Raw genomic sequence first — 26,163 nt, forward strand, 5'->3', positions numbered from 1 at the left:
CGGCCGTTCCGCCGGCTCAGATCAGACCGGTACCGGAAAACGCCTTGCTGATCCAGCTTGCCTTATCCTCGTCCGGCTTGTAGCCGCCTTCCCTGAGCAGGGTGTAGGCGTCCTTGTACCATTCGCTGTCCGGGAAATTATGCCCAAGGACAGCCGCGGCCGTCTGCGCCTCGCTGACAACGCCGAGCGAATAATAGGATTCGGTCAGCCGGGCCAGCGCTTCCTCGATGTGCCGGGTCGTCTGGTACTTGGTGACGACGACGCGGAACCGGTTGATGGCAGCGATGTAGTTGCGGCGCGCCAGGTAGTAGCGGCCGACCTCCATCTCCTTGCCGGCGAGCTGGTCCCGCGTGATGTTGATCTTGCGGTTGGCGTCGTCGGCATATTCGGATTCGGGAAACCGGGTGACGACCTCCTGCATGGCGGCGAGCGCCTTCTCGGTCATCTTCTGATCGCGGGTGACGTCCGGGATCTGCTTGAAGTAGGACTGGCCGATGATGTAGAGCGCATAGGCCGTGTCCGGATCGGTCGGGTGCAGCGTCGCATAGCGCCGCGCGGCGATGATCGCGTCGTCGAACTTGCCGCTGGTGTAGTTCGTATAGGCCGCCATGATCAGCGCTTTTTGCGAATAGCGCGAATAGGGGTGTTCCTTCTCGACCTTGTCGAACTGCTGGGCGGCCTTGCTGTATTTGCCCGAATTCGTCAGCGCCAGGCCCTGATTGTAGAGCTGGTCGGCCGGCGTGCCGTCGAATTCTTCTTCCTTGGTCGAGCAGGCGCCGGCGATCAGCGCAGCGGCAATCAGCGCGGTCGCAGTACGCGCGGCCCGGCGCACGCCAGCCCGATCAGCCGAAATGCCCCGCTCTGCCGAAATGCTTCGGTGACGCGGATGTCTCATGGTCTCCATGCGAGCGTCGGTCCCTTCAGATGGCGCGGCGATACGCAACGTGCCGGAATTCGGTTCTTTCAAACCCGCCCATCCGGGCCTTTTACCCCAAATGGTGGCGCGATGCCACGTTCTGTGTCGTGGCATTGGAGCATTTTTGTGACCGAGGGAAGATGCGCGCGCGGCAGCGAGCCGGTTCAGGAAACGTCGGGCCCGAGCAGGGGCGCATTGACGAAGGTGGCGACATCGGCATGACCGGCAACGCCGCGCGAGGGCTTCTCCACGACCCGCCAGGCCGAGGCATCCTCGATCAGCGCCTTCAGCGCCAGGTAGTTGAGCTTGTGGCCGCCCTTGTAGGAGCGGTAGAGGCCGAGGATCGGCATGCCGGCAAGGGCGAGGTCGCCGACCGCGTCGAGCGCCTTGTGGCGGACGAACTCGTCCGGCCAGCGCACGCCCTCCGGATTGAGGATGCGGTCGTCGGCGATGGCGACGGAATTCTCCAGCGACGAGCCGAGGGCGTAGCCCATGGACCACAGCTTCTCCACGTCGCGCAGATAGCCGAAGGTGCGGGCGCGGGAAAGCTGGTCGCGGAACACCTCCGGGGTCAGCTCGGCGTCGAAACGCTGGCGGCCGATCAGCGGCGTGTCGAAATCGATGGTGATGTCGAAGCGGCAGCCGTCATGGGGCAGGAACTCGCCGAAGCAGTCGCCGCGGTCGACGCGGACCGGCTTCAGGACCTGCAGATAGCGCCGGGCGGTGGACGAGGCGACGAGGCCGACCTGCTCGATGGCGTCGACGAAGCGCCCCGAGCTGCCGTCCATGACCGGGACTTCCGGGCCGTCGATCTCCACCACGACGTTGTCGACGCCGAGGCCGCGGAAGGTCGCCATCAGATGTTCGATGGTCGCCACACTGGCGCCGCACGGAGAGGCGATCACCGTGCACAGCTCCGTCGCGGCGACGGACTGCCAGGTTGCCTCAATCTCGACTTCGGCGCCGGATTTGGGGTGGCTCAATTGAAAAACGATCCCGGAATCGGGATCGGCAGGGGTCAGGGTGATGGAAACGGGCTGGCCGCAATGTACGCCAATATCGGAAAGGGTTACCGCCTCGGCGAGGGTCGTCTGGAGCTCTCCTTTATGCCGATTGTTGTACCGCTTCATAAAGTGCCCCTTCGTTGAAACTCCGGTCCGAAGCCGCCGGCCGTGCCGGGTCGGTCCGTTCCGTCCCTTGAGGGGTCCTGCGCAAATGTCGAAAGTGTTTCGAACCGGCGCCTGGAGGTGGCGGGTGCACAGATCCCCATCCGATGCGACCTGTAGTCGACCGGACCGATCGTCACTTTATAGGCCGGGGGGTGGGGAACAAAATCAAGCTTTTTTACGTTTTGTTACGACTGATACACTCGTAACTTATTGAATCCATTGACTATCATGGAACCGCAAAACGGTCCTTTGCCTATTTCAAAACCAGGATCAAAAAACGGGCGCCGATTGTGCCGGCGCCCGTTTTTTTGTCTTCGTCAGGTCCCGCTTGAGGCCGTCAGTTGGCCTGGCGGCGCAGGAACGCCGGAATCTCCAGCTGGTCGTCCTCGAGCGGCGAAGCCTGGGGCGGCATCGTCCGGCCGTGCGGGTCCAGTTCGGCCTGGCGCGGGCGTTCGGCCTGCGGGCGCGGCGCCTGCGGCTTGGCGAATTCCGAGGTCGGCTTGCGCGAGGCTGCCGGCTTCGGGGCTTCGGCCCGCGGCGCTTCGGTGCGCACAGGCTCCGGCCGGACCGGCTCCTTGCGGGCGGGCGAGGCCGCGGCCTGCGGCGGCAAGCCGTGCTCCTCGTCCTCGTCTTCCCGGTGGACGAGGCCGCTGGCCAGCCGCCGAAGCAGGCTGATCGGGCGGCGCTCCTCGTCGTGGTCCTCGCCGCCGCGCAGCTCCTGCTGGGCGATCTGCGGGAACTCCTCGACCCGCGGCATGCGCGGCGCGCGCACCGGAATTTCCGCTGCCGGCGGGATGTAGGGCCCATCGACCTGGTCTGCCGCCGATTCCACAGCGGGGGCCTCGTCGAGTGCCGGGGCCGCATCGTCTTCCATCACCGGTTCGGGCCGATAGGGCTCGATGGTGACCTCCGGGTCGGCGCTCGTCGGGGCAGCACGCGGCGGCTCGGCCGGACGCGGCGCCTTGGCCGCCTGCGGGCGCGGCGTTGCCGGCACCGTGCGCGGCGTCGTCTCGGCCGCGATCGGCGCGATGTCCGCAGCGATCTCCGGCCGCTCGGCGCCCTTGCCGGAGGCGTTCTTCAGCCGCGCGGCCAGCTCCGCCATACGGGTCTCGGCCGGGCTCGCCTCTTCCATCTCGACCCGGTCGATGCCGGTGGCGACGACGGAGACGCGGATGATGCCCTCCAGGGAATCGTCGAAGGTGGCGCCGAGGATGATGTTGGCCTCGGTGTCCACTTCTTCGCGGATGCGGGTGGCCGCCTCGTCGACCTCGAACAGCGTCAGGTCCTTGCCGCCGGTGATCGAGATCAGAAGGCCGCGGGCGCCCTTCATGGAGGTCTCGTCGAGCAGCGGATTGGCGATCGCGGCTTCCGCCGCCTGCAGGGCGCGCTTCTCGCCGGAGGCCTCGCCGGTGCCCATCATCGCCTTGCCCATGGCCCGCATGATCGAGCGCACGTCGGCGAAGTCGAGATTGATGAGGCCTTCCTTGACCATCAGGTCGGTGATGCAGGCAACACCCGAATAGAGCACCTGGTCGGCCATCGCGAAGGCGTCCGCGAAGGTCGTCTTCTCGTTGGCGATCCGGAACAGGTTCTGGTTCGGAATGACGATCAGGGTGTCGACGCTGGCCTGCAGCTCCTCGATGCCGGCCTCAGCCGTGCGCTGGCGGCGCTGGCCCTCGAAATGGAACGGCTTGGTGACGACGCCGACGGTCAGGATGCCGAGCTCGCGGGCCGCCCGGGCGATCACCGGCGCCGCACCGGTGCCGGTGCCGCCGCCCATGCCGCCGGTGACGAACACCATGTGCGCACCTTCCAGGTGATCCTTGATCTCGTCGATCACCTCTTCGGCCGCGGCACAGCCGACTTCCGGCTGCGAGCCGGCGCCGAGACCCTCGGTCACCGCCACGCCCATCTGGATGATCCGCTCCGCCTTCGACAGCGACAGCGCCTGGGCGTCGGTATTGGCGACGACGAAGTCGCAGCCGTCCAGCCCGGCCTGGATCATGTTGTTGACCGCATTGCCACCGGCGCCACCGACACCGAACACGGTAATCCTGGGCTTCAGCTCGGTAATGTCCGGCATCTTCAGATTGATACTTGTCATGGCACCCTCGTGTGCTTCATTGGCAGCCGCGTCTTCGCGGCGTTCCGTTCCGTCTTCTTCAACCGTCACCGTTTTGACCCTTCCGCGGCTGTCAGAAGCTTTCCCTGATCCAGTTCCCGAACCGGGAGAAATAGCCTCCAGTTCCTGTCATTTTCTGGCGGGCGGAACGCACTTCGAACTGTTCGATTTGCGCAACTTGCGGATAGATCAGCAATCCGACCGCCGACGCGAAGGACGCACCCCTGGCCGCCTCCGGCAGGCCGGCCACACCCAGAGGCCGCCCGAGCCGGACATTGCGCCCGAGAATCCGTCGCGCCACTTCCGGCAGGCCGGTAAGCTGGCTCGATCCGCCCGTCAGGACGACGCGTTTGCCGATACGCCCGGCAAAACCCGATTGGTTGAGGCGATCCCGCACCATTTCCAGGATCTCCTCGATCCGCGGGCCGATGATCTGGGACAAAAGGGCTCGCGGAACCTGGGTCGCGGCATCGCCGTCATCCTCGCCGACCGGCGGAATCGTGAGCACCCGTCGCTCGTCCGCGGCCGTGCCGATGGCGCTGCCGTGCAAGGTCTTCAGTCGTTCGGCGTCCTGCAGCCTGGTCGACAGGCCGCGCGCCAGATCCGTTGTGATGTGGTGGCCGCCGAGCGGCACGGCGTCGACATGGACCACCTGGCCGCCGGCGAAGACCGCGATCGAGGTCGTGCCGCCGCCGATGTCGACGGCCGCAACGCCGAGTTCAGCCTCGTCTTCCGCCAGCGTCGACAGGCCACTCGCATAGGGTGTCGCCACCATGGTCTCGACGTCGAGATGGCTGCGGTTGACGGTCAGTTCCAGATTGCGCACCGGCGCGGCGTCGGCGGTCACGACATGCATGTCGACGCCGAGGCGCTTGCCGATCATGCCGCAGGGATCGTCGATGCCGCGATTGCCGTCGAGCGCGTAGCCGATCGGCAGCGAATGGACGACGATGCGCCCGTCATGGGCGGTGTGCAGGCTGCCGGCTTCCAGCACTCGCTGGATGTCGCTGCGCCGAACTTCCTCGCCGTCGATGAGGACGTTGGCGGAGAAGGCTTCGGAACCGAGCCGGCCGCAGGAGACGTTGACGATCAGCGATTCGATGGTCACCCCGGCCATCCGCTCGGCCGAATCGACGACCATGCGGATCGCCTGTTCGGCGGCATCGAGATCGACGACGACGCCGGACTTGACGCCGCGCGAGCGCTGGTGGCCGAAGCCGATCACCTCGATGGTGTGGGTGCGCCCGGGAAGAAGCTTGTCGGCCTCGCGCGGCTTCAGCTTGGCGACCAGGCAGCAGATCTTGGTCGAGCCGACGTCGAGCACCGACACGATCGACGGCCGCCGTGTCGTCAGCGGCCGCATCCGGGGCACGCGGGTGTCCGAAACGGCGCCGCTCATGTTTCCGCCCCGGCGGTCAGGCCGCTCTTCTTGATGAATTCGCGGCGCGCTTCCGCAGCGCCCTCGGAGAGCCGGACGACGATGCGGTCGTCGAGCCGGAGGTCGACGGCGGTGATGTCGCGCGACAGGAGCCCGTGCTCATTGTCGAGTGCGACCAGTTCCTTCAGCGCGGCATTGGCGCCCTTTTCCGGCAGCCGGATTTCGATGCCGTTGTCGAGCACCAGGTTCCAGCGCCGTTCGGCGACCAGCACGCCGGCGTTGACCCGCGGCTTCAGGGTCGGGAACCGGTTGAGAAGTTCGACATAGTCGGCGGCGCGCTTCTGGCCGCCATGGCCGACGATCATCGGCAGGCCGGCATAGCGCGGGCGGATGGTATCGGCGATCACCCTGCCGTCGCGGTCGATGACGGAAAGCACCTGGCCGCGCTGCCACAGCGCGAAGGGCTCCCGTTCCTTGACGGTGACCTGCAGGGTCGCCGGGTAGAGCTTGCGAATTGAAATCTGTTCGACCCACGGAATGTCCGAAACGCGGGAGTAGGCCGAGGCGATGTCGTAGGTGAACAGCGAGTTCTTTTCCGGGATCGCCAGCGCGGAGAGAATCTGGCGCTCCTCGATCTCCTTCTGGCCGGAGATGCGCACTTCCTTGATCGAGAAGCCGGCGGTCTCGGAGACGGCGTCGGTCACCTCCGCGGCATGGCCGCCAAGCACGATGCCGTACCAGCCCCAGCCGGCGAGGAAGGCAAGGGCGGCAAAGGTCCCGGCACGGGCCGGCAGCCACGCCGGACGGATGTCCGGCCGTGCCGTCCTTCTGGTCTTTCTCGCGCGATCACGGATCATCGCCCGCAACTTGCATCCTCCACCATCCATGCCACCAGCTCTTCGAAGGAGTGACCGGCATGGGCCGCCATCTCGGGCACAAGCGACGTCGCCGTCATTCCCGGCTGGGTGTTAACTTCAAGGCAAATCAGTTCCCCTGTGCCATGAAGCCGGTCGTCATAGCGGAAATCCGCCCGTGACACGCCGCGACAGCCGAGCGCTTGATGCGCCTTAAGGGAAAGATTCTGTATAGATTGGTAAATATTCGGTGAAATTTCTGCGGGCAGGATGTGTTTTGATCCGCCGGGGCGATATTTCGCGTCGTAGTCGTAGAAGTCCAGACCCACCGGTACGATGTCGATCACGCCGAGGGCGACATCACCCATTACCGCACAAGTAAGTTCCCGTCCCGGAATGTACCGTTCCACCATGACCATGTCGCCATAGGGCCAGTCGTCCCGGTAGAGTTCCTGGGGCGGATGCGCGGCCCCTTCGCCGACGATGAGGACGCCGTAGGACGAGCCCTCGGTGACCGGCTTGACGACGTAGGGCGTCTTCATCGGATGGCCCTTGGCGGCCTCCAGCCGGTGCATGACCTTGTGTTCGGCCAGCGGCACGCCGGCGGCCTTCAAGATGTGCTTGGCCTTTTCCTTGTTCATGGCGAGCGCCGAGGCAAGCACGCCGGAATGGGTATAGGGGATGGCGAGATATTCCAGGATGCCCTGGATGCAGCCGTCCTCGCCGAACGGGCCGTGCAGGGCGTTGAAGGCGACATCCGGCTTCAGATCGGCGAGCACCGCGGAAATGTTGCGGTCGACATCGATTCGCGTCACCCGGTAGCCGGCGCGCTCCAGCGCTTCGGCGCAGCCGGCGCCGGTGTTGAGGCTGACGTCCCGTTCGGACGCCCAGCCGCCCATCAGGACGGCGATGTGTTTCTGGTTGGCCATCGATTATCTCCCGAGGAACGGCTCGATGGTCACCCCCTCGGGCAGGACGCCGAGCCGTTTGATTTCCCAGTCAAGGCGGATGCCGGAGGTCTCCAGCACCCGCGCGCGGACGGTCTCGCCGAGCAGCTCAAGGTCGGCTGCCGTGGCGGTTCCGGTGTTGATCAAGAAGTTGCAGTGCTTTTCCGAGACCTCAGCGCCGCCGACCTTGAGGCCGCGGCAGCCGGCCGCATCGATCAGCTTCCAGGACGAGTTGCCCGGCGGGTTCTTGAAGGTCGAGCCGCCGGTCTTGTCGCGCGTCGGCTGGCGCTCCTCCCGGTAGCGCTCCACCTCGTCCATTTCGGCCTTCAGGACCTCAGGATCGGCCTGCTCGCCCTGGTAGACCGCCTCGACGAAGATGAGGTCGCCCGGGGCCTCGGAATGCCGGTAGGCGTAGCCCATGTCCGCATTGGTCAGGCGGTGCACCGCGCCCCTGCGGTCGATGGCCGTCAGCTCGACCATCCGCTCGCGCGTCTCAGAGCCGTGCGCCCCGGCGTTCATGCGGAGCGCCCCGCCGATGGCACCCGGAATGCCGCGGTAGAAGGAAAAGCCGCCGACGCCGGCATCGGCCGCAGCCTTGGCGAATCGCTGGTCCGGCATCGCAGCGCCGACCCGTGCCTTGTTCCCCTCCTCGAAGGTGACGCTGCCGAAGCCGCGAACCGAGAGGCGAATCACGACGCCGGGAATGCCGCCGTCGCGCACGAGCAGGTTGGAGCCGAGGCCGATGACGAGCACCGGCACGTCCTCCGGCAGCCGTTTCAGGAACAGCGACAGGTCGTCGGCATCGGCCGGCTGGAACAGGATGTCGGCCGGCCCGCCGACCCGGAACCAGGTGATGTCGGCAAGCGGCGCATCGGCGGTGATCCGCCCGCGCACGCCGTCGAGCTTGTCCCCCAGCCGTTCGATCAGGTCCGCACCGCTCATGCGCCACCCTTTTCGGCAAGGGCAGCAAGGTCCTTCGGCAGGGCATAGGCCCAGCCGGTGATCGAGCCGGCGCCCAAGCACACCACATAGTCGCCGGGCTTGACGAGACCCGCGATCAGCGGCGCCAGCGCTTCGGGGCTTTCGAGCGCCATGACATTGCGGTGGCCGCGGACCCGCAGCCCTTCGATCAGGCCGTCGCGGTCGGCGCCTTCGATCGGCTGCTCGCCGGCCGCATAGACGTCGGCGATGATCACCGTGTCGGCATCGTTGAAGCAGGCGGAAAACTCATCGAACAGGCTCTTCAGCCGCGTATAGCGGTGCGGCTGCATGACGGCGACGACCTTGCCCTTGCAGGCCGAGCGCGCGGCCGACAGCACGGCGGAAATCTCGACCGGATGGTGGCCGTAGTCGTCGAAGACATCGACGCCGTTCCAGGTGCCGGTATGGGTGAAGCGCCGCTTGACGCCGCCGAATGCTGCCAGGCCGCGGCGGATGTCGTCGGCGGAAATGCCGAGCTGGTCGGCAAGCGCGATGGCGGCCGTGGCGTTGGAGACGTTGTGGACGCCCGGCATCGGCAGTACGAGGTCGTCGATCATCCGCGTCTCGCCGCTGCGTCGGTCGGCGACGGCAACGGAAAAGTGCGAGTTGCCGGCCTCGGTGACGAGATTCTGGAAGCGCACATCGGCCTGCGGGTTCTGGCCGTAGGTGACGAGGCGCCGGTCCTCGATCCTGCCGACCAGCGCCTGCACCTCCGGATGGTCGAGGCACATCACGGCAAAGCCGTAGAACGGGACGTTCTCCACGAACTGGCGGAACGCTTCGCGCTCCACGTCGAAGGTGCCGTAATGGTCAAGATGTTCGGGGTCGATATTGGTGACGACGGCGATGTCGGCCGGCAGCTTGACGAAGGTGCCGTCGGATTCGTCGGCCTCCACCACCATCCAGTCGCCCTCGCCCATGCGGGCATTGGTGCCGTAGGCATTGATGATGCCGCCATTGATCACCGTCGGGTCGAGCCCGCCGGCATCCAAGAGCGCTGCGACGATCGAGGTCGTCGTCGTCTTGCCGTGGGTGCCGCCGATGGCGATCGCCTGCTTGAAGCGCATCAGCTCGGCCAGCATCTCCGCCCGCCGCACCACAGGCAGATGGGCGAGCCGCGCAGCCCTCAGTTCCGGATTGTCCGGCTTGATCGCCGAGGAGACGACGATCACCTCGGCGTCGCCGAGGTTCTCCGCCCTGTGGCCGATGGAAACGGCAATGCCCTTGTCGCGCAGCCGCTGGACGTTGACGCTCTCGGAGATGTCGGAGCCCTGGACCTTGTAGCCGAGGTTTTTCAGCACCTCGGCGATGCCGCTCATTCCGATGCCGCCGATCCCGACGAAATGGACGGGACCGAGTTCGCGGGGCATTTTCATTGGGAAACTCCGGGTGAAAAGGATTGGACGCCGGCGCCGGATGCAATGTGCAGGACGAGGTCGGCAAGGCGCGCGGCGGCATCGGGCCGGCCGACGGCCTTGGCCGCTGCCGCCGTTGCCGCCAGCCCGGCGCTGTCGGCGGCGCGCGTGGCGATTTCGTCTGCCAGTCGCTCGGGCGGAAGCTCGCTCTGGCGGATGACGGAGGCACCGCCCTCGGCGGCGAGCGCCTCGGCATTGGCCGCCTGGTCGTGGTCAAGGGCGTAGGGGAACGGCACCAGGATCGACGGTCGGCCGATGACGGCAAGCTCCGTCACCGTCGAGGCGCCGGAGCGGGCGATCACCAGATGGGCGGCCGCGATCCGCGCCGGCATGTCGGTGAAGAACGGGGCGCAGTGATGGGTGACGCCGAGCGCCTCATAGGCCCCTGTCACCGCCTCCATGTCCTCCGGCCGGCACTGCTGGACGATGTCGAGCCGCGCCCGAAGCGCCTGCGGCAATGCCCGCACGGCCCCCGGCAGGGCCTCGGAAAAATAGCGCGCGCCCTGGCTGCCGCCGAAGACGACGAGGCGGAACGGGCCATCCTCGCTCGGCTCATCGTAAGGCACCTCTGCCGCCGCGATCACCGCCGGGCGCACCGGATTGCCCGTGTGCACGGACTTGCCCGCGAAGGCATCGCCGTGCTTGAGGCCCGGAAAGCTCGTCGCCACGGCCTTTGCCAGCCGCCCTAGCATGCGGTTGGCGCGCCCGGTCACCGCGTTCTGCTCGTGGAGCACGATGGGAACGCCGCGCAGAAAGGCCGCGATCAGCGGCGGAAAGGTCGGATAGCCGCCGAAGCCGACGACGACGTCCGGCTTCACCCGGCCGATCGCCCCGAGCGACTGCCAGACGCCCTTTGCGAGCGCCAGCGCGGTGCGGAGAAGCGCCACCGGCGATTTGCCGGTCAGCGTCGCCGAGGAGACGATATGCGTCGCGCGGGCCGGAAACGTCGTGCCGTAGCGGTCCGCGCGCTCGTCGGTGGCGAGATCGACGGCAATGCCGCGCGCAGTCAGCGCCTCGGCCAGCGCCTCGGCGGGAAACAGATGGCCGCCTGTGCCGCCGGCCGCGATCAGGACGCAGGTCATGGGAGACTACCCATTGCGCGCCAGCGGCTCGAACACCACCGGCGGCCGCCGTGTCATGGTCTCCGGCCGGCGCCGCGTCAGCGCAAGCAGGAACCCCATCGCGAGCGCCAGGGCAAGCAGCGACGAGCCGCCATAGGAGATGAACGGCAGCGTCATGCCCTTGGCCGGCATGAGCTGGACGTTGACGGCCATGTTGATGATCGACTGCAGGCCGAAGAGGACGACGAGGCCGGCCGCGGCGAGACGCTCGAACCCGTCCTCCTTGCGCATCGCATGGGAAAAGCCGCGCAGCACCACGAAGGCGAAGATGAGGACGAGCAGCATGCAAAGAACGATGCCGAATTCCTCGGCGGCGACCGCGAAGGTGAAGTCGGTGTGGGAGTCCGGCAGGATGCGCTTGACCGTCCCCTCGCCCGGCCCGCGCCCGAGCCAGCCGCCCCGGATGAAGCTCTCGATGGCCGTATCGACCTGGAAGGTGTCGCCGGAGGAGGGATCGAGGAACCGGTCGATACGGAGCGCCACATGCGGCAGCAGGGAATAGGCGGCGAGTGCACCAAAGACGCCGGCAACGGAAAGGAGCGCGATCCACAGCCAGGGCAGTCCCGCCATGAAGAAGAGGGCGCACCAGACCAGCGACAACAGCACCGCCTGGCCGAAATCGGGCTGCGCCACGAGGAGCGCCAGCACGATCGACAACAAGAGGACGGCAAGCGCGTTGCCGGGCACCTCCGGCCGGCGGGAGTTTTCCGCAAAGAGGAAGGCGGAGATCACCACGAAGGCCGGCTTGACGAATTCCGAAGGCTGGATCGACATGCCGAAGAGGCTAAGCCAGCGCCGCGCGCCCTTGACCTCGAAGCCGGCGAACAGCGTCAGGAGCATCATCAGCACCGCGCCGATCAGCACCACCAGCGCCACGCGCCGTATCTGCCGCGGACTGAGCAGCGAGACGCCGAACAGGATGGCGACCGCCGGCACCAGGAACAGCGCCTGGCGCTTGACGAAGTGGTAGGTGTCGAGGTGGAGGCGTTCGGCGACCGGCGGGCTTGCCGCAAAGGACAGCACCACACCGCCAACCATGAGCGCCAGGATGCCGAACAGGAGGAACCGGTCGACGGTCCACCACCACTCCGCGAACTGGCTGCGATCGGTCCGCGAGACCATCAGGCAACTCCCTTTTCGGTCATCTTGTTGCGGCTTTCCAGATAGGCCGCGACGGCGGCGCGAAAGGCATCGCCCCGCACCTCGAAATTGGCGTACTGGTCGAAGGAGGCGCAGGCCGGCGACAACAGCACGGCAATCTCCCCGGCCCCGTCGCGCGCCGCGTCGTCGGCCGCCATGGCGACCGCCGCGTCCAGCGTTTTCGCGTCCACATGGTCGACCGCAGAGCCGAGCGTCGCGCCGAATCCCCCGGCCGCTTCGCCGATCAGATAGGCGCGCACGATCTTCGGGAAATAGTCCGAAAGTGCGGCGATGCCGTCGCTTTTCGGCCGGCCGCCCGCGATCCAGTAGATGCGCTCGAAGCTGGCCAGCGCACGGGCCGCCGCATCGGCGTTGGTCGCCTTGGAATCGTTGATGAAATGGATGCGGCCGAGTCGCGCCACCGGCTCCATCCGGTGTTTGAGGCCCGGAAACGAGGCAAGCGCCGCCTTCAGCTTTGCCGCCGGCACGCCGAGCGCCCGGCAGACGGCGACGGCCGCCGCCGCGTTCTGGGCGTTGTGGGCGCCGCGGAGCGACGCGATACCGGCAAGGTCGGCGACCTCGGTCTGGGTAGCGTTGTCGGCCTCAAGGATGCGCGTGCCGGCCGCATAGACGCCCTCGGCGAGCGGGAACCGGTTGGAGATGCGCACCACGCGCCGTCCGGCCTGGGAAAGCTCGTCGGCGATGTCCGACGACATGCGGTCGTCGACGCCGATGACGGCAATGTCGCTGCCGGCGACGAGCCGGCGCTTGACGGCCGCGTAGTGCTCCATGGTGCCGTGGCGGTCGAGGTGGTCGGGCGCGAGGTTCAGAAGGACGCCGATCGACGGATTGAGGCTTGGCGCCAGGTCGATCTGGTAGGAAGAGCACTCGACGACGTAGTTGCGGCCACCGGAGAGCGGAAGCAGGGACAGCACTGCCGTGCCGATATTGCCGCCGAGACCGACGCTGCGGCCGACCGCTTCCAGCATATGGGCGATCAGCGCCGTCGTCGTCGACTTGCCGTTGGTGCCGGTGATGGCGACGAACGGCGCCTGCGGACAATGCGCCCGGCGCTCGCGGGCAAAGAGCTCCACATCGCCGATCACCGGTACGCCGGCCGCCTCGGCGCGAAGCACACTCCAATGGGGATGCGGATGGGTCAGCGGTACGCCGGGAGCAAGGACGAGGGCGGCAAAGGTCGACCAGTCCTCGTCCTTAAGGTCGCCGGTCGGAACGCCCTCGGCTTTCGCCTTTTCCACCGTCTCGGCCCGGTCGTCGAACGCGATCACCTTCGCGCCGCCGGCAAGGAGCGCATCGACCGAGACGCGCCCGGAACCGCCGAGACCGAAGACCGCGACGCGCTTGTCCTTGAGGGTGGTGACCGGGATCATCGGATGCTTTTCTACCGGAGCTTCAGGGTGGCAAGGCCGATCAGCGCGAGCACCACGGCGATGATCCAGAAGCGGATCACCACCTGGCTTTCGGTCCAGCCGAGATGTTCGAAATGGTGGTGGATCGGCGCCATCTTGAAGACGCGCTTGCCGGTCAGCTTGAAGGAGGCGACCTGGATGATGACGGAGACGGCCTCCAGCACGAAGAGGCCGCCGATGATGGCGAGCACGATCTCGTGCTTGGTGGCGACGGCCGCAGCGCCGAGCATGCCGCCGAGGGCAAGGGACCCCGTGTCGCCCATGAAGATCGCGGCGGGGGGCGCGTTGAACCACAGGAAGCCGAGGCCGGCGCCGATGCAGGCGCCGCAGACGACGGCGATCTCGCCGGTGCCGGCAACGAAATGGATCTGCAGATAGTCGGCAAAGACCGCGTTACCGGAGAGATAGGCGATCAGCCCGAAGGTCGCCGCCGCGATCATCACCGGCACGATGGCAAGCCCGTCGAGGCCGTCGGTGAGGTTCACCGCATTGCCCGCGCCGACCATGACGAAGGCGCCGAAGGGAATGAACAGCCAGCCGAGATTGAGCAGGAAATCCTTGACGAAGGGAAAGGCAAGCGCCGTGGAAAAAGGCGGCTGGCCGAAGGAGGTGACGGCATAGGCGGCGGCGCACGCGATCAGCGCCTCGATGCCGAGCCGCGCCTTGCCGCCGAAGCCGGCATGGCTCGAGCGCGTCACCTTCAGATAGTCGTCGTAGAAGCCGACGGCGCCGAAGCCGACAGTGACCAGGAGCACCAGCCAGACATACGGATTGGCGAGATTGGCCCACAAGAGCGTGGCGACGATCATGCCGGAGAGGATCATCAGGCCGCCCATGGTCGGTGTGCCGGCCTTGGTCAGGATATGGCTCTGCGGCCCGTCGGCCCGGATCGGCTGGCCCTTGCCCTGGCGCACGCGGAGGCCCGCGATGATGCGCGGCCCGAACAGGAAGACGAAGAACAGCGCCGTGATCATCGCCGCGCCGGTGCGGAAGGTGATGTAGATAAAGACGTTGAGGGCGGAAAGCTGATCGCCGAGCTGCCCGAGGAAATAGAACATCTTTCTTCCTAAACGTTCTTTTCTGTTGGCCTGGCGAACCGCTTCTGCAGCGCCTCGGCGACCGGCGTCATCTTCGAGCCGGCCGATCCCTTGATCATGACGACGTCACCCGGCATAAGTTCGGACCTCAGCGCCGATTCGATTTCCGACGCTTTTTCCCCATACGCGCCGCGCCGCCCGTTCGGCAAGGCCTCCCACAGCGCCCGCATTTCCGGGCCGGCGCAGTAGACACGATCGACCTTGGCCTCAAGCAGCGGCCCGGCGAGGTCGGCGTGGAGATCCTGGGAGTCGTCGCCGAGTTCCAGCATGTCGCCGAGGACGGCAACCCGGCGCCCCGGTCGCGTCGGCTCGCTCGATGCCAGGAGCGAGATCGCCGCACGCATGGAGAGCGGATTGGCATTGTAGCTTTCATCGATCAGCGTCGCCTTGCCGTCACGCAGCCACAGCGTATGGCGCGCACCGCGCCCGGAGGGCGGCGCGAATTCGGCAAGCGCCAGCCCGGCGAGCGCCAGATTGGCGCCGAGGAGATGGACGGCCGCAAGGACGGCAAGCGAATTGTCGACGAGGTGGCGGCCCGGCGCGCCGACCTTGTAGGTCAGCTCCTGGCCGAAGACCGAGGCGGAAACGCAGGAGCATTCCGCCTTGGCCGCAAGCCTCAGGAGCCGGACGTCGGCGTCCTCCGCTTCGCCGAAGCTGGCGATGCGCGCAACGCCGGCCTCGCGGGCAAGGCCCGAGAGAAGGTCGAAATGGCGGTTGTCGCGGTTGAGAACGGCGGTGCCGCCCGGCACGACGCCGGAAAAGATCTCGGCCTTGGCCCGGGCGATCGCCTCCTCGGACTCGAAATATTCGATATGGACCGGCGCCACCGTGGTGACGATGGCGACATGGGGGCGGACCATGTCGACGAGCGGCGTGATCTCGCCCGGATGGTTCATGCCGATCTCGAAGATGCCGTAGGCTGTGTCTTCCGGCATCTGGGAGAGGCTGAGCGGCACGCCCCAGTGATTGTTGAAGGATTTTTGCGAGGCATGGACGGCACCGCTCCGGGACAGCGTCAGCCGCAGCGCCTCCTTGGTGCCGGTCTTGCCGACCGAGCCGGTGACGGCGACGATGCCGGCCTTTGAGCGCGCTCGCGCCGCGCGGCCGACCTGTTCAAGGGCGGTGAGGGTGTCGTCGACGACGATCAGCGGCCCGGTGACGGGATCCTTCAGGCGGCCCCGCTCGATGACCGCGACCGAGGCGCCGGCCTCATGCGCGCCCTTCACATAGGCATGGCCGTCGAGCCGGTCGCCGACGATCGCAAAGAACGCATTGCCCGCCTGGAGCGTGCGGCTGTCGATGGAAATGCCGGTGACGTCCGCGCCAGGCGCGCCTTCCAGCACACCGCCGGTGGCGGCGAGGAAATCGGCAAAGGTCCAGAGGGTGTCGCTCATCGGGACGTCTCCTGCAACGCGGCGCGCACCTCGTCGTGGTCGGAAAAGGGCAGCACCTTGTCGCCGACAATTTGGCCCGGTTCATGGCCCTTGCCGGCAACGAGCAGGATATCGCCGGCCTGAAGCAAGGAAACGCCGCGGCGGATCGCCTCGCGCCGGTCGCCGATCTCGCTCGCGCCGGGCGCCGCTTCAAGGATCGCCCTTCGGATCGTGGCCGGGTCCTCGCTGCGCGGATTGTCGTCGGTGACGATGACGATGTCGGCCCCCTCGGTTGCCGCCTTGCCCATCAGCGGCCGCTTGCCGCTGTCCCGGTCACCGCCGGCGCCGACGATGATGATGAGCCGCTCGGAGGCGAACGGCCTGAGCGCGGCAAGCGCATTGGTGATGGCGTCGGGCTTGTGGGCGTAGTCGACGAAGCAGAGCGCCCCGTCAGCCGTCTCGCCAACCAGGTCGAGCCGCCCCGGCGCACCCTTGAGGGTCGCCAGCGCCGCAATCGCTGCCTCAGGGGCAACGCCCGTGGCGATCGCAAGGCCTGCGGCCGTCAGCGCGTTGGAGACCTGGAATTTTCCGGCGAGCGGCAGCAGCACCTCGTGCCGTGCGCCGCCGGCCTCCAGCACCAGACGCTGGCCGAAGCCCTCGACCGCCGCATCGACGAGCCTCAGATCGGCTCCGCTACGCCCGACTGAAAACACCTTGATGCCACGCGCTTCGGCCGCCGCCGCGACCCGGTCGGCATAGGCCTCGCCCGGATCGACCACGGCAATCCCGTCCTCCGGCAAGACGCGCTCGAAAAGCCTGAGCTTGGCCCGGAAATAGTCTTCCGTGTCCGTGTGATAATCCATGTGGTCGCGGCCGAGATTGGTAAAGGCCGCAGCCTTGAGGCGCACGCCGTCGAGCCGGCACTGGTCGAGGCCGTGGCTGGAGGCCTCCATGGCACCAAAGGTGATCCCCTCGTCGGCAAGCTCGGCAAGGAGCTTGTGGAGCAGCACCGGGTCCGGTGTCGTCAGGCTGCCGTATTTCGCACCCTTGGCCGTCGTCACCCCGAGCGTGCCGACACTCGCCGAGGCACGCCCCGCTGCCTGCCAGATCTGCCGCGTGAATTCCGCGACCGAGGTCTTGCCGGAAGTGCCGGTGACGGCGACCATCGTCTCCGGCTGGCGGTGAAAAAACCGCGCCGCCATCAGCGCCAGCACGTGCCGCGGGTCACCGACCCGCAGCACCGGCACGGCGTCGGCGGTGTCGACCATGCTCTCCGTGCCGGCAAGGATCGCCGCCGCCCCGGCCTCCATCGCGGCCGGCACGAAGCGTGCGCCGTCGGTCTTTGCCCCCGGCAGCGCGGCGAACAGATAGCCGGTGCGAACCGCCCGGCTGTCCGCCGTCAGGCCGGCAACCTCGGTCGCGCCGATGCGCGGATCGAGGTCAAGGTCGGGGGCAAGCTCTGCGAGATGCATGACTGCAGCGGGGTCCCGTTTTTGCCGGAAAACCGGCTTTTCATTCCGTGGTTGCCGCCCCGTTGCATGGCACGGAGCTCAATAGGACACAAGAAGTGTGTTTGAATCCATGTCGAAGCGCGGCGTCACGCCGAGCATCGGCGCGATCCGGCGGATGACGGCGGCGACCGTCGGCGCCGCATTGAGGCCGGCGGTGGCGGAATACTGCCCCTCCTCCGGCTTCGGTTCGTCGATGACGATGAGGACGACATATTGCGGGTCCTCGATCGGGAAGGCGGAGAGGAACGAGTTGAACCGCTTGTTGCCCACATAGCGGCCGTTGACGATCTTTTCCGCCGTGCCCGTCTTGCCGCCGACCCGGTAGCCGGGCACTTCCGCGCGCCGGCCAGAGCCGCGCTCGCAGTTGAGCCGGAAGAGATAGCGCATCTGGTCGCTGGTCTCAGGCGAGATCACCTGCTTTGCCAGCTTTTCGGCCTCTTTGCGGCTGCGCGGCACGAAGCTCGGCGGGATCAGCTTGCCGCCATTCATCAGCGCCGCGGCTGCCACTGCCGTGTGCATGGGCGTCACGCCGATGCCGTGGCCGAAGGCTATCGTCATGGACGTCAGTTCGTCCCAGCGCGGCGGCAGCATCGGCCGCGCCATTTCCGGAAGCTGGCCCGGCAGCTTGTCGGTCATGCCGACCTTCTTGAAGAACGCCTTCTGACCCGGAACGCCGACCTTTTCCGCCATTTTGGCGCTGCCGATATTGGACGAGTAGATGAAGATCTCCGGCACGGTCAGCACACGGTGCTTGCCGTGGAAGTCGGTGATGGTGTTGCCGCGCACGCGCAGCGGCTTCGACGCATCGAAGCTGTCGCCAAGGCCGATCTCGCCACTGTCGAGCGCCATCGCCGTGTTGAACGACTTGAAGACCGAGCCCATTTCGAAGACGCCGGCGGTCGCCCGGTTGAGCCGGTCCGGCTGCAGCGCAAGGGCCGGATCGTTCGGATCGTAGTCCGGCAGCGACGACATGCCGAGCACTTCGCCGGTATGGACGTTGAGCACGATGCCGACGGCCGCCACCGCCTTGTAGCGCTCCATCGCCTTGGTGAGTTCGTCGCGCACCACGTGCTGGACGCGCAGGTCCAGCGATAGCGGCACGGGTTCCAGCGAGCGCTCCTTGTTGGCAAAGCCGAAGGCCTGCAGGTCGGCCAGCCCCTCGCCGTCGACGAATTTCTCCATCCCGGCGATGCCTTCATTGTCGATGTTGACGTGGCCGAGGAAATGGCTCGCCGTCGGCCCGCCCGGATAGAAGCGCCGGTTCTCGTCGACGAAGCCGATGCCGGGAAGGCCGAGATTGTGGATCCTGCGCTTCTGGTCCGGCGTGATCTCGCGCTTCAGCCAGACGAAGCCGGCATCGCTGGCGAGGTAATTGCGGGTCTGCGGCGTGTTGAGCGACGGCATCACCGAGGACAGGAGCTCGATCGCCTCGTCGACGTCGAGGATGCGCCGCGGCTCGGCATAGAGCGAGGCGGTGCGGATGTCGGTCGCCAGGATCTCACCGTTGCGGTCGACGAGGTCGGGGCGCGCGGCGGACACAGAATCCGCCGCCGTCAGCCGGGCGATCGTCGGCGCGTCGGTGGTGAAGCCGAGGACCACGAGCCGGCCGGCGATCAGCACATAGGCGAGCGCGAAGACGACCATGGCGAACAGGATACGGTCGCGCGGATCGGAGGAGGCAAACAGCGGCTTGTCTTCCGGCTCGCCCTTTTTCGGCGCCGGATCGCCGTCATGTACGCGCATCAGGCCGGCGCGGAGCTTCAGATAGGCCATCAGCGCACCGTCGCCGTGCCGGCATCGGCATAACCGCCGAGCGCGGAGGGTTTCTGGTAGGGCGTCAGGTCGACCGGGCGCAGCGGCAGGTCGTCGATGCTGACCACCTGCTCCGGCGAGACGGTGTCGAGCTTCAGATAGTCGTGGTAGCGCTCGACCAGTTCCTGGATGCGGGCCGGCTGTTCCAGAAGGCTCCATTCGGCCTTCAGGTGCTGGATCGCGTTCTTTTCCTCTTCGATCTTCTGGCGCAGATGGGCGACCCGTTCGGCCGCCAGTTCCGTGTCGTATTTGCGGTCATAGACCGCCGCTGCCGTGACGATCATGGCAACGAGGAGACCGATGTTGAAATAACGCGTCATCGAACGTCCTTTCAAAACGCCGGATCGGGCAGGTTCGGCAGGCCGAACGCCGCGATATCGAGGTCGAAGACCGGCGCCTCGGTGCGAAGCGCCGCCCGCATCCGCGCCGAGCGGGCGCGGGGATTGGCGGCGACCTCGGCGGCGTCGGCCTCGATGGGCTTGCGAGAGAGAAGGGAAAAGGTCGGCTCCGGGCCGGGGCCGGTCTCCGGCAAATGCCGCGATCCGGCCGGCTTCGGCCGCGCGCGGGCATTGAGGAAGCGCTTGACGATGCGGTCCTCCAGGCTGTGGAAGGCGACGACGACGAGCCGTCCGCCGGCGCTGAGCACGCGCTCCGCGGCAAGGAGCGCAGAGACCAGCTCTTCGAGCTCGCGATTGACGTAGATGCGAAGCGCCTGGAAGGTCCGTGTCGCCGGATGGATCTTGTCGCCGGGCCGCTTGCCGATGGCCCGTTCCACGATCTCCGCGAGCGCCGCGGTGCGCGTGATCGGCGCCTCTTTTCGGGCCCGCTCGATGGCGCCGGCGACCGTGCGCGCCTTCCGTTCCTCGCCGAGGATGCCGATGATGCGGGTAAGGTCGGCGACCGCTGCATTGTTGACCACATCGGCCGCGCTCGGGCCGGCCTGCTCCATGCGCATGTCGAGCGGCCCGTCGGCGCGGAAGGAAAAGCCGCGCTCGGCCTCGTCGAGCTGCATGGAAGAGACGCCGACATCGAGGACGACGCCGTCGACCGCATCGAAGCCGCAGGACGCCGCGTGCTGGTCGAGGTTCCCGAACCGGCCCTCGACGAGATGCAACCGGCCGGACGAGGCCTCGACGAGACCTCTGCCGGCGGCGATCGCACTCGGATCCCGGTCGATGGCGACGACCGTCGCTCCGGCGTCGAGGAGCGCCTTGCTGTAGCCGCCGGCCCCGAAGGTTCCGTCGACGACGACGGCGCCGGGCCTGACGGCCAGCGCCTCCATCACCGGACCGAGGAGAACGGGGATGTGGCGGGCCGGTCCGCCAGCAACACCCATCGTGCTGCGGCCCGCCATCATGTATTCCCCCCGCCGTCCGGTCCGGACGACGCCGCGCCGCCCCCGCGGCGCAACGACTGGACGCGGCGCAAGGCTTCGGCGCGGTGTTCCGCGAAGCGCTCCGGCGTCCAGATCTGGAATTTGAAGCCCTGGCCGACGAAGGTCACCTGGGTGTCGATCCCGGTGGCGTCCTTCAGCGTGTCGGTGAGGCTGATACGACCGTCCCCATCGATCCGGAGCTGTTCGGACAGCCCGAGGAGCGTGGTCGAGAAGTCGTTGTGATCCGGCGACAGCGGCTCGTATTTGGCGATGTGCCGGTCGATCATCTGCCGCAGCGCATTGCCGCCCATATCGACGGTCGGCTGGTCGAGCGAGGGGATGCAGAACAGACCGTCGTAGCCGTCGCGAACGAGTTCGGCCCGAAACGGTGCCGGAACCGAGACGCGCCCCTTGGCGTCGATCCTGTTCGTGAAATGCCCGACGAAACCCGACATGCGGTTCCTCTACCACGCCAACCCGAACCCCATGCCCGCGGGCGCCGCCCCCTGAAGATGCGACCGCGCCACAGCAAGAACGCAACAAACCGGCGCGCCGCCACGGCAGCGGCGAGGTCTCGACGGGGTGGGAAACACCCCGTTCTCCAAGTAGTGCGGATGGGACAATCTGGGATATCATGGAGTCCTATGGGCGTCAACGGATTCCAGACCAATAAAGGCGGCCTAGGCCGGGTCGGCCCATTAAAATCCCGGTAAGATTAACAGGAGGTTTTTCATGCGCCCGAGGCGCGAAAACTGGCGGAAAACGGGGGAAAGAAATGCCAGCCGGCCTGTAAGCCGGGTTCTGTACGGCGACGGGCTTGAGCCCGCCGCGTGACGGTTATTCATCTGGGACGCCCGTTGCCGGACGCCTCGCGCGACCAACCCGAACGACCGGCCCGGAAACGGGGCCTGGCGTTGCCGCCGCGTCATTCCTATTCGGTCTTGCTCCCGGTGGGGTTTACCATGCCGCTGCCGTTGCCGGCAGCGCGGTGGGCTCTTGCCCCACCCTTTCACCCTTACCGCGCGGCGCGCGGCGGTTTGCTTTCTGTGGCACTTTCCCTGGGGTCGCCCCCGCCGGGCGTTACCCGGCACCGTGTTTCCGTGGAGCCCGGACTTTCCTCCCCGGCGGCCGTTGCCGGCGCGCCGCAGCAACCGTCCGGCCGACTGGCGGTCCCGATAAAGGGATAATCGGGCAAAAGGTCAAGCACCGCCGTTGCGGCACAGCATCGGAGATGTCCGCTCAGCGGTCCTTCGGAACGATTTTCGGCGGCCGCGCATCGCCGCGCTCGAAGATTCCGCGCACGAGGGCGCTGAGGTCGCGCGGCAGGTCGTGAAAGGCCCGGCTGCGAAGGCGCCGCCCGCGCCTCAGGGCCGCATCCATGTCGATGTCCTTGCGGAAAGAGCGGGGCGTCATCGGGAGATCCTCCATCCGGAAGTCAATTCTGGACGCAAGGATACTTCCAATGTTAATTCATTAATCGACGATTTTGGAAAAAGGTTTGTGAGTAAAACGCACGAATGTCCCAGGAAATGTCCGTCTTCGTCGCCGCCGCCGAGCGCGGCAGCTTCACCGCCGCCGCCAAGGACGCCGGCCTCACTCCGTCGGCCGTCTCGCGGCTGATCGCCCGGCTGGAGGACCGCCTCGGCACCAGGCTCCTCCACCGCACCACCCGCCGGCTGGCGCTGACGCCCGCCGGCGAGACCTACCTGCAGCGCGCCAAGCGCATCCTTGCCGACATCGCCGAGGCCGAGGCCGACATCAGCGCCCGCGGCACCGCCCCGCGCGGACCCCTGCGCATCAACGCCGGCGCCGCCTTCGCCAACTACCAGCTCATGCCGGCCCTGCCGGAATTCCTCATCCGCTACCCGGAGATCGAGCCGGACATCGCCATCACCGACCGCGTCGTCGACCTCCTCGCCGTCAACGCCGACGTCGCCATCCGCACCGGCCGGGTCATTGATCCCGCCCTCGTCGTGCGCAAGGTCTGCGACCTCCACCGCGTCATCTGCGCCGCCCCGGACTATCTGAAGCGCCGCGGCACGCCGCTCCGGCCGGAGGACCTTGCCGCCCACGACTGCCTGACCCTCGTCGACGCGCCGGCGCTGACCGCCTGGCCGTTCCGCATCGATGGCGAGATGCAGCGGATCACCGCGAAAAGCCGCATTCGCCTCGACAATGCCGAGGCGCTGCTGCGGCTCGGTCGGGCCGGCGCCGGCATCTTCCGCTCCGCCGACATGCTGGTCGGCGACGACATCCGCAACGGCACCCTGGTGCCGCTCCTCGCCGACTGCCACCACGACGAGCCCGCGCCGCTCAGCGCCGTCTATCCGGAAGGCCGCCATCGCTCGCCGGCCGTGCGCGCCTTTATCGATTTCGTCGTGGAAAAATTCGCTCACCGGCCCTGGCGCATCGCCGGCTGCGGGCCGGAAGACACAAACGCCTAAAGCCCGAACTCCCGACAGACCGCCGCGATGGTCTCGATGCCGGCGGAAATCTCGGCCTCGTCGGGGATGGCAAAGCCGAGCGCCAGCCCGGCCCGGCCGGACCCACGAAAAAGACTGCCGAGCGGGGTGCAGTCGACGCCGCGCACCGCAAGCGCCTCGGCGAAGCGCTGGTCGTCGACGGACGGGTCGCGGAAGAAGACGGCAAGCTGCATGCCGCCGTCCGGCACCGGATCGGGCTGAAGCTGCGGGCAGCGCGCCGCCAGCTGCTCCACCAGAAAATCGCGCCGCCGGCGATAGACCGCGCCGACCCGACGGATATGGGCGCGGAAATGGCCCTCGTCGAGGAATTTTGCCAGCGCCACCTGGACCACCGCGGCCGGCACCTGGCCGGTGTTGCGCAGCGCCATGCGGAACGGCGTCACCAGCGGCTTCGGCAGCACCATGAAGGCGACCCGGATCGACGGCATCATGGTCTTGGCGAAGGTGCCGAGATAGATCACCCGCCCCGCTCCCTCCAGCCCGTCGAGGCCGGCAAGGGCCGGGATCGGCCGGCTGCGGTAGTGAAACTCGCTGTCATAGTCGTCTTCCACGATATGGGCGTTGGCGGCGCGGGCGAGTTCCAGAATGGCCAGACGGCGTTCAAGGCTCAGCGTCGCGCCGAGCGGATACTGGTGCGAGGGCGTCAGATAGATGAGCTTCGGCAGCGCGCCGCGATAGCCGGCGAGATCGACGCCCTCGGCATCGACCGGCAGATCGGCGATCTCGGCCCCGGCGCCTAGGAGCGCAACGAGGGCGCCCTTGTAGCCCGGATCCTCCAGCCCGGCGACGTCGCCCGGATCGATCAGCATGCGCGCGGACAGATCGAGCGCGGCTTGCGCCGACGAGATCACCAGCACCTGGCTTGGCTCGGCAACGACGCCCCGGGTCTCCGCCAGGTGCTTGGCGATCGCCGCCTTCAGCGCCGGCAGGCCATCGAAATGGCCGTAGCCGCAATAGTGCGGTTCGATCGCGCGTGCGGCGGACCTTAAAAGCCGGCCCCAGAGATCGTGCGGAAACAGCCGCACATCCGGCACGCCCGGGCGGAATGCCCGTCCGCCGGGCCGCTCGGACCGATCGATGGAGGCGAGCACCCGACCGCGCGCCGAAAGGCCCGGCTCGGTGTCGCCGCTCGGCGGCGCCGGGCGCTCCGGCACGGCAAGACCGCGCGTCGTTGCGGCAACGAAGGTGCCGGCCCCGGTCCGCGATTGAAGATAGCCCTCGATGCCGAGCTGTTCGAAGGCGGCCAGTACCGTGTTGCGCGACACGCCGAGGTCGCCGGCGAGCCGGCGCGACGACGGCAGCCGCGCCCCGGCGGGAAGCGTGGTGTCGACGATGGCATCGCGGATCTGCCGGCAGATTTGCAGCGGCAGGGCTTCGGCGCCGTCCGCCTGAAGCGAAATCAGGCCGGCAACGGGAAAGGTCATGGCGAGGAACTCCGATCAATTGGCTCTAATTTATTCCACTGAGTGGACCTTTGCACAGAACCAATTTTGGCGAATCCATGGAGCCTGTCGATTTGGACGCGGGCGCGCCCGCGAACTCCGGGAGGGAGCCGCCATGTCCCGAACAGCCGATCCCGCCGCAGCCGCCAATCCTTCGCCGGCCGGCCCGACGCGTACGGTCCACCACGCCGCGGCAAGCGTCGGCGTCGGGGTTGCCCTTGCCTTTGCCTGCCTTGCCATCCTCGGCGTCATGCCGGTGATCTCCAACAGCCGGCCGGCCGGCTTCGACGCCCTCAGCTTCGCGGTGTTCCTGTCGCTCTGGCAGGTGGTCGCCGTACTGCCGCTGGTCGTCGGCGAACTTGTCGCCGGGCGGCCGGGCATCTTCGCCGCCGCCCTCGGCAGGCAGCAGCGCAATCGCACGATCGCCACCATCATCGGCACCGGCGCAATGTTCGGCCTTTCCACCTATCTCTACGTGCTGACGGCGGAGCGGGCCGGTGCCGTCGCGATGGCGCTTGCCGTCCAGGCCTATCCGCTGTTCGCCATGCTCTGGGAACGGATCTTCCTTCACCGCAGGAAAAGCCTTGCCGAACTCGCCTTCACCATCCTCCTCATCGGCGCGCTCGCCTATCTCGCCACCGGCGGCACCTGGCGGATTGCCGGCCTTTCCCTGTGGTTCCTGCTGGCCGTCGCCATCCCTTTCCTGTGGAGCGTCGCCCACGTCATCATCAAGGAAGAGATCGGCGCCACACCGATCTCGCCGCTGCAGATCACCTTCTTTCGCGTCGCCGTCTCGGCCGCCTTCCTCGCCGCGATCATGCTCGCGACCGACGGCCCCGGCCGCCTCCTCGACGATGCCTTCAACGGCCCCTACCAGGAGATCGCCGCCCTGATGGGCGCGGTCTACGCGCTGGAACTGGTCCTCTGGTTCTATGCCGTGCGCTCCATCGACGTGTCGCTGGCCAGCTCCATCACGGTGCCGGCCCCGGCGCTCACCATGGTGCTGGCCGTCCTCTTCCTCGGCGAAGCCATAAAGACCTATCAGCTCGCCGCCATGGCCGTCGTCTTCGTCGCCATCTACGGGCTCCTCATCGCCGGCAACCGCCGGCGCGGGAGGGAGACCTCAAGCCGGGCGACCGACCCGGCCGAGTGACGCGGCCGAGTGACGCGGCGGGCCCGATTGGCCCGCAGTCTTTTCAAAAAGCGGTTCTTTATTATTCCCGTATTCTGACCAAAGAATAGAACCGATTTTGAAGACGGAACCCGCCATGCACACCTTCGCCTTCCCGCTGGCAGCCGCCAGGGCTGCGCCCCTGAGCCCGGACCGCGCCTCGGCGCTTCTCTTCGAATACGGCTCCATGAGCCTGCGCTATTATGCGCCGGACAAGGTCGACCGCCAGACGCCCCACGACCAGGACGAGATCTACGTCGTCGCCTCCGGCAGCGGCACCTTTGAGTGCGCCGGCGAAACGGCGCCCTTCACAACGGGCGATGCGCTCTTTGCGCCGGCCGGCGCGGAGCACCGTTTCCTCGATTTCTCGGACGACTTCGCCGTCTGGGTGATCTTCTACGGCCCGGTCGGCGGCGAGGCCTGACG

General features: G+C 67.3%; 23 protein-coding genes and 1 other RNA gene. 3 read left to right on the top strand and 21 right to left on the bottom strand.

Features of this window, described 5'->3' with window-relative positions; translation table 11 throughout:
- Nucleotides 1-16 precede the first annotated feature (16 nt).
- The 20 genes from M2319_RS06745 to M2319_RS06840 all read right to left on the bottom strand — a co-directional run bounded on the left by M2319_RS06745 (nt 17) and on the right by M2319_RS06840 (nt 22,054).
- The gene (locus tag M2319_RS06745; protein ID WP_406682074.1) at nt 17-904 is read right to left on the bottom strand and encodes an outer membrane protein assembly factor BamD; all 888 of its coding nucleotides are present in this window, start codon (nt 902-904) and stop codon (nt 17-19) included.
- A 176-nt stretch (nt 905-1,080) separates the two neighbouring features.
- Nucleotides 1,081-2,046 carry a UDP-3-O-acyl-N-acetylglucosamine deacetylase gene (gene lpxC / locus M2319_RS06750; RefSeq protein ID WP_264600680.1) on the bottom strand — a complete coding sequence of 322 codons (966 nt, stop codon included), beginning with the start codon at nt 2,044-2,046 and terminating at the stop codon, nt 1,081-1,083.
- A gap of 376 nt (nt 2,047-2,422) precedes the next feature.
- Complete coding sequence (ftsZ, locus tag M2319_RS06755; RefSeq protein ID WP_264600681.1) at nt 2,423-4,189, bottom strand: cell division protein FtsZ; 1,767 nt, start codon at nt 4,187-4,189, stop codon at nt 2,423-2,425.
- 91 nt (nt 4,190-4,280) lie between these two features.
- Entirely contained in the window at nt 4,281-5,606 is a 1,326-nt protein-coding gene (gene ftsA, locus M2319_RS06760; RefSeq protein WP_264600682.1) for a cell division protein FtsA, read from the bottom strand.
- The gene (locus tag M2319_RS06765) at nt 5,603-6,442 is read right to left on the bottom strand and encodes a cell division protein FtsQ/DivIB (protein WP_264600683.1); all 840 of its coding nucleotides are present in this window, start codon (nt 6,440-6,442) and stop codon (nt 5,603-5,605) included. The genes ftsA and M2319_RS06765 overlap by 4 nt, the downstream gene beginning before the upstream one ends.
- Entirely contained in the window at nt 6,439-7,368 is a 930-nt protein-coding gene (locus M2319_RS06770; protein WP_264600684.1) for a D-alanine--D-alanine ligase, read from the bottom strand. The genes M2319_RS06765 and M2319_RS06770 overlap by 4 nt, the downstream gene beginning before the upstream one ends.
- Nucleotides 7,369-7,371: 3 nt before the next feature.
- Entirely contained in the window at nt 7,372-8,328 is a 957-nt protein-coding gene (gene murB, locus M2319_RS06775; protein WP_264600685.1) for a UDP-N-acetylmuramate dehydrogenase, read from the bottom strand.
- Nucleotides 8,325-9,743, bottom strand: a complete 1,419-nt coding sequence (gene murC, locus M2319_RS06780) for a UDP-N-acetylmuramate--L-alanine ligase (protein WP_264600686.1) — start codon at nt 9,741-9,743, stop codon at nt 8,325-8,327. Before murC ends, murB begins: the two co-directional genes overlap by 4 nt.
- Entirely contained in the window at nt 9,740-10,864 is a 1,125-nt protein-coding gene (gene murG / locus M2319_RS06785) for an undecaprenyldiphospho-muramoylpentapeptide beta-N-acetylglucosaminyltransferase (RefSeq protein ID WP_264600687.1), read from the bottom strand. The genes murC and murG overlap by 4 nt, the downstream gene beginning before the upstream one ends.
- Nucleotides 10,865-10,870: 6 nt before the next feature.
- The gene (ftsW, locus tag M2319_RS06790; RefSeq protein ID WP_264600688.1) at nt 10,871-12,025 is read right to left on the bottom strand and encodes a putative lipid II flippase FtsW; all 1,155 of its coding nucleotides are present in this window, start codon (nt 12,023-12,025) and stop codon (nt 10,871-10,873) included.
- Nucleotides 12,025-13,434 carry a UDP-N-acetylmuramoyl-L-alanine--D-glutamate ligase gene (murD, locus tag M2319_RS06795; RefSeq protein WP_264600689.1) on the bottom strand — a complete coding sequence of 470 codons (1,410 nt, stop codon included), beginning with the start codon at nt 13,432-13,434 and terminating at the stop codon, nt 12,025-12,027. Before murD ends, ftsW begins: the two co-directional genes overlap by 1 nt.
- An 11-nt stretch (nt 13,435-13,445) precedes the next feature.
- Nucleotides 13,446-14,531 carry a phospho-N-acetylmuramoyl-pentapeptide-transferase gene (gene mraY / locus M2319_RS06800; protein WP_264600690.1) on the bottom strand — a complete coding sequence of 362 codons (1,086 nt, stop codon included), beginning with the start codon at nt 14,529-14,531 and terminating at the stop codon, nt 13,446-13,448.
- An 8-nt stretch (nt 14,532-14,539) separates the two neighbouring features.
- Complete coding sequence (locus M2319_RS06805) at nt 14,540-15,964, bottom strand: UDP-N-acetylmuramoylalanyl-D-glutamyl-2,6-diaminopimelate--D-alanyl-D-alanine ligase (protein WP_264600691.1); 1,425 nt, start codon at nt 15,962-15,964, stop codon at nt 14,540-14,542.
- Nucleotides 15,961-17,415, bottom strand: coding sequence for a UDP-N-acetylmuramoyl-L-alanyl-D-glutamate--2,6-diaminopimelate ligase (locus M2319_RS06810; protein WP_264600692.1), 1,455 nt, complete (start codon nt 17,413-17,415; stop codon nt 15,961-15,963). The genes M2319_RS06805 and M2319_RS06810 overlap by 4 nt, the downstream gene beginning before the upstream one ends.
- A gap of 78 nt (nt 17,416-17,493) precedes the next feature.
- Entirely contained in the window at nt 17,494-19,227 is a 1,734-nt protein-coding gene (locus M2319_RS06815) for a peptidoglycan D,D-transpeptidase FtsI family protein (protein WP_406682075.1), read from the bottom strand.
- The gene (ftsL, locus tag M2319_RS06820) at nt 19,227-19,586 is read right to left on the bottom strand and encodes a cell division protein FtsL (RefSeq protein ID WP_264600693.1); all 360 of its coding nucleotides are present in this window, start codon (nt 19,584-19,586) and stop codon (nt 19,227-19,229) included. The genes M2319_RS06815 and ftsL overlap by 1 nt, the downstream gene beginning before the upstream one ends.
- Before the next feature lie 11 nt (nt 19,587-19,597).
- Nucleotides 19,598-20,623, bottom strand: coding sequence for a 16S rRNA (cytosine(1402)-N(4))-methyltransferase RsmH (gene rsmH / locus M2319_RS06825; protein WP_264600694.1), 1,026 nt, complete (start codon nt 20,621-20,623; stop codon nt 19,598-19,600).
- The gene (locus M2319_RS06830; RefSeq protein ID WP_264600695.1) at nt 20,620-21,096 is read right to left on the bottom strand and encodes a division/cell wall cluster transcriptional repressor MraZ; all 477 of its coding nucleotides are present in this window, start codon (nt 21,094-21,096) and stop codon (nt 20,620-20,622) included. Before M2319_RS06830 ends, rsmH begins: the two co-directional genes overlap by 4 nt.
- Before the next feature lie 319 nt (nt 21,097-21,415).
- Nucleotides 21,416-21,808, bottom strand: an RNA gene (gene rnpB, locus M2319_RS06835) — RNase P RNA component class A.
- Nucleotides 21,809-21,880: 72 nt separating this feature from the next.
- Nucleotides 21,881-22,054, bottom strand: coding sequence for a hypothetical protein (locus tag M2319_RS06840; protein ID WP_264600696.1), 174 nt, complete (start codon nt 22,052-22,054; stop codon nt 21,881-21,883).
- 104 nt (nt 22,055-22,158) lie between these two features.
- Between M2319_RS06840 and M2319_RS06845 the strand changes: the two genes are divergently transcribed.
- A complete protein-coding gene (locus M2319_RS06845) occupies nt 22,159-23,085 on the top strand; it encodes a LysR family transcriptional regulator (RefSeq protein ID WP_264600697.1) in 927 nt (308 codons plus the stop codon).
- Here the strand turns inward: M2319_RS06845 and pdxR are convergent.
- Entirely contained in the window at nt 23,082-24,548 is a 1,467-nt protein-coding gene (gene pdxR, locus M2319_RS06850; protein WP_264600698.1) for a MocR-like pyridoxine biosynthesis transcription factor PdxR, read from the bottom strand. The genes M2319_RS06845 and pdxR overlap by 4 nt on opposite strands.
- 133 nt (nt 24,549-24,681) lie before the next feature.
- On the opposite strand from pdxR, the gene M2319_RS06855 reads away from it, so the two are divergent.
- Both M2319_RS06855 and M2319_RS06860 read left to right on the top strand, forming a co-directional pair.
- Nucleotides 24,682-25,719 (top strand): DMT family transporter, encoded by a 1,038-nt coding sequence (locus M2319_RS06855; protein WP_264600699.1) that lies wholly within the window; start codon nt 24,682-24,684, stop codon nt 25,717-25,719.
- Between the two features lie 115 nt (nt 25,720-25,834).
- Nucleotides 25,835-26,161, top strand: a complete 327-nt coding sequence (locus M2319_RS06860) for a cupin domain-containing protein (RefSeq protein WP_264600700.1) — start codon at nt 25,835-25,837, stop codon at nt 26,159-26,161.
- Nucleotides 26,162-26,163 lie beyond the last annotated feature (2 nt).

Source organism: Rhodobium gokarnense (assembly GCF_025961475.1).
Taxonomy (GTDB): Bacteria; Pseudomonadota; Alphaproteobacteria; order Rhizobiales; family Rhodobiaceae; genus Rhodobium; species Rhodobium gokarnense.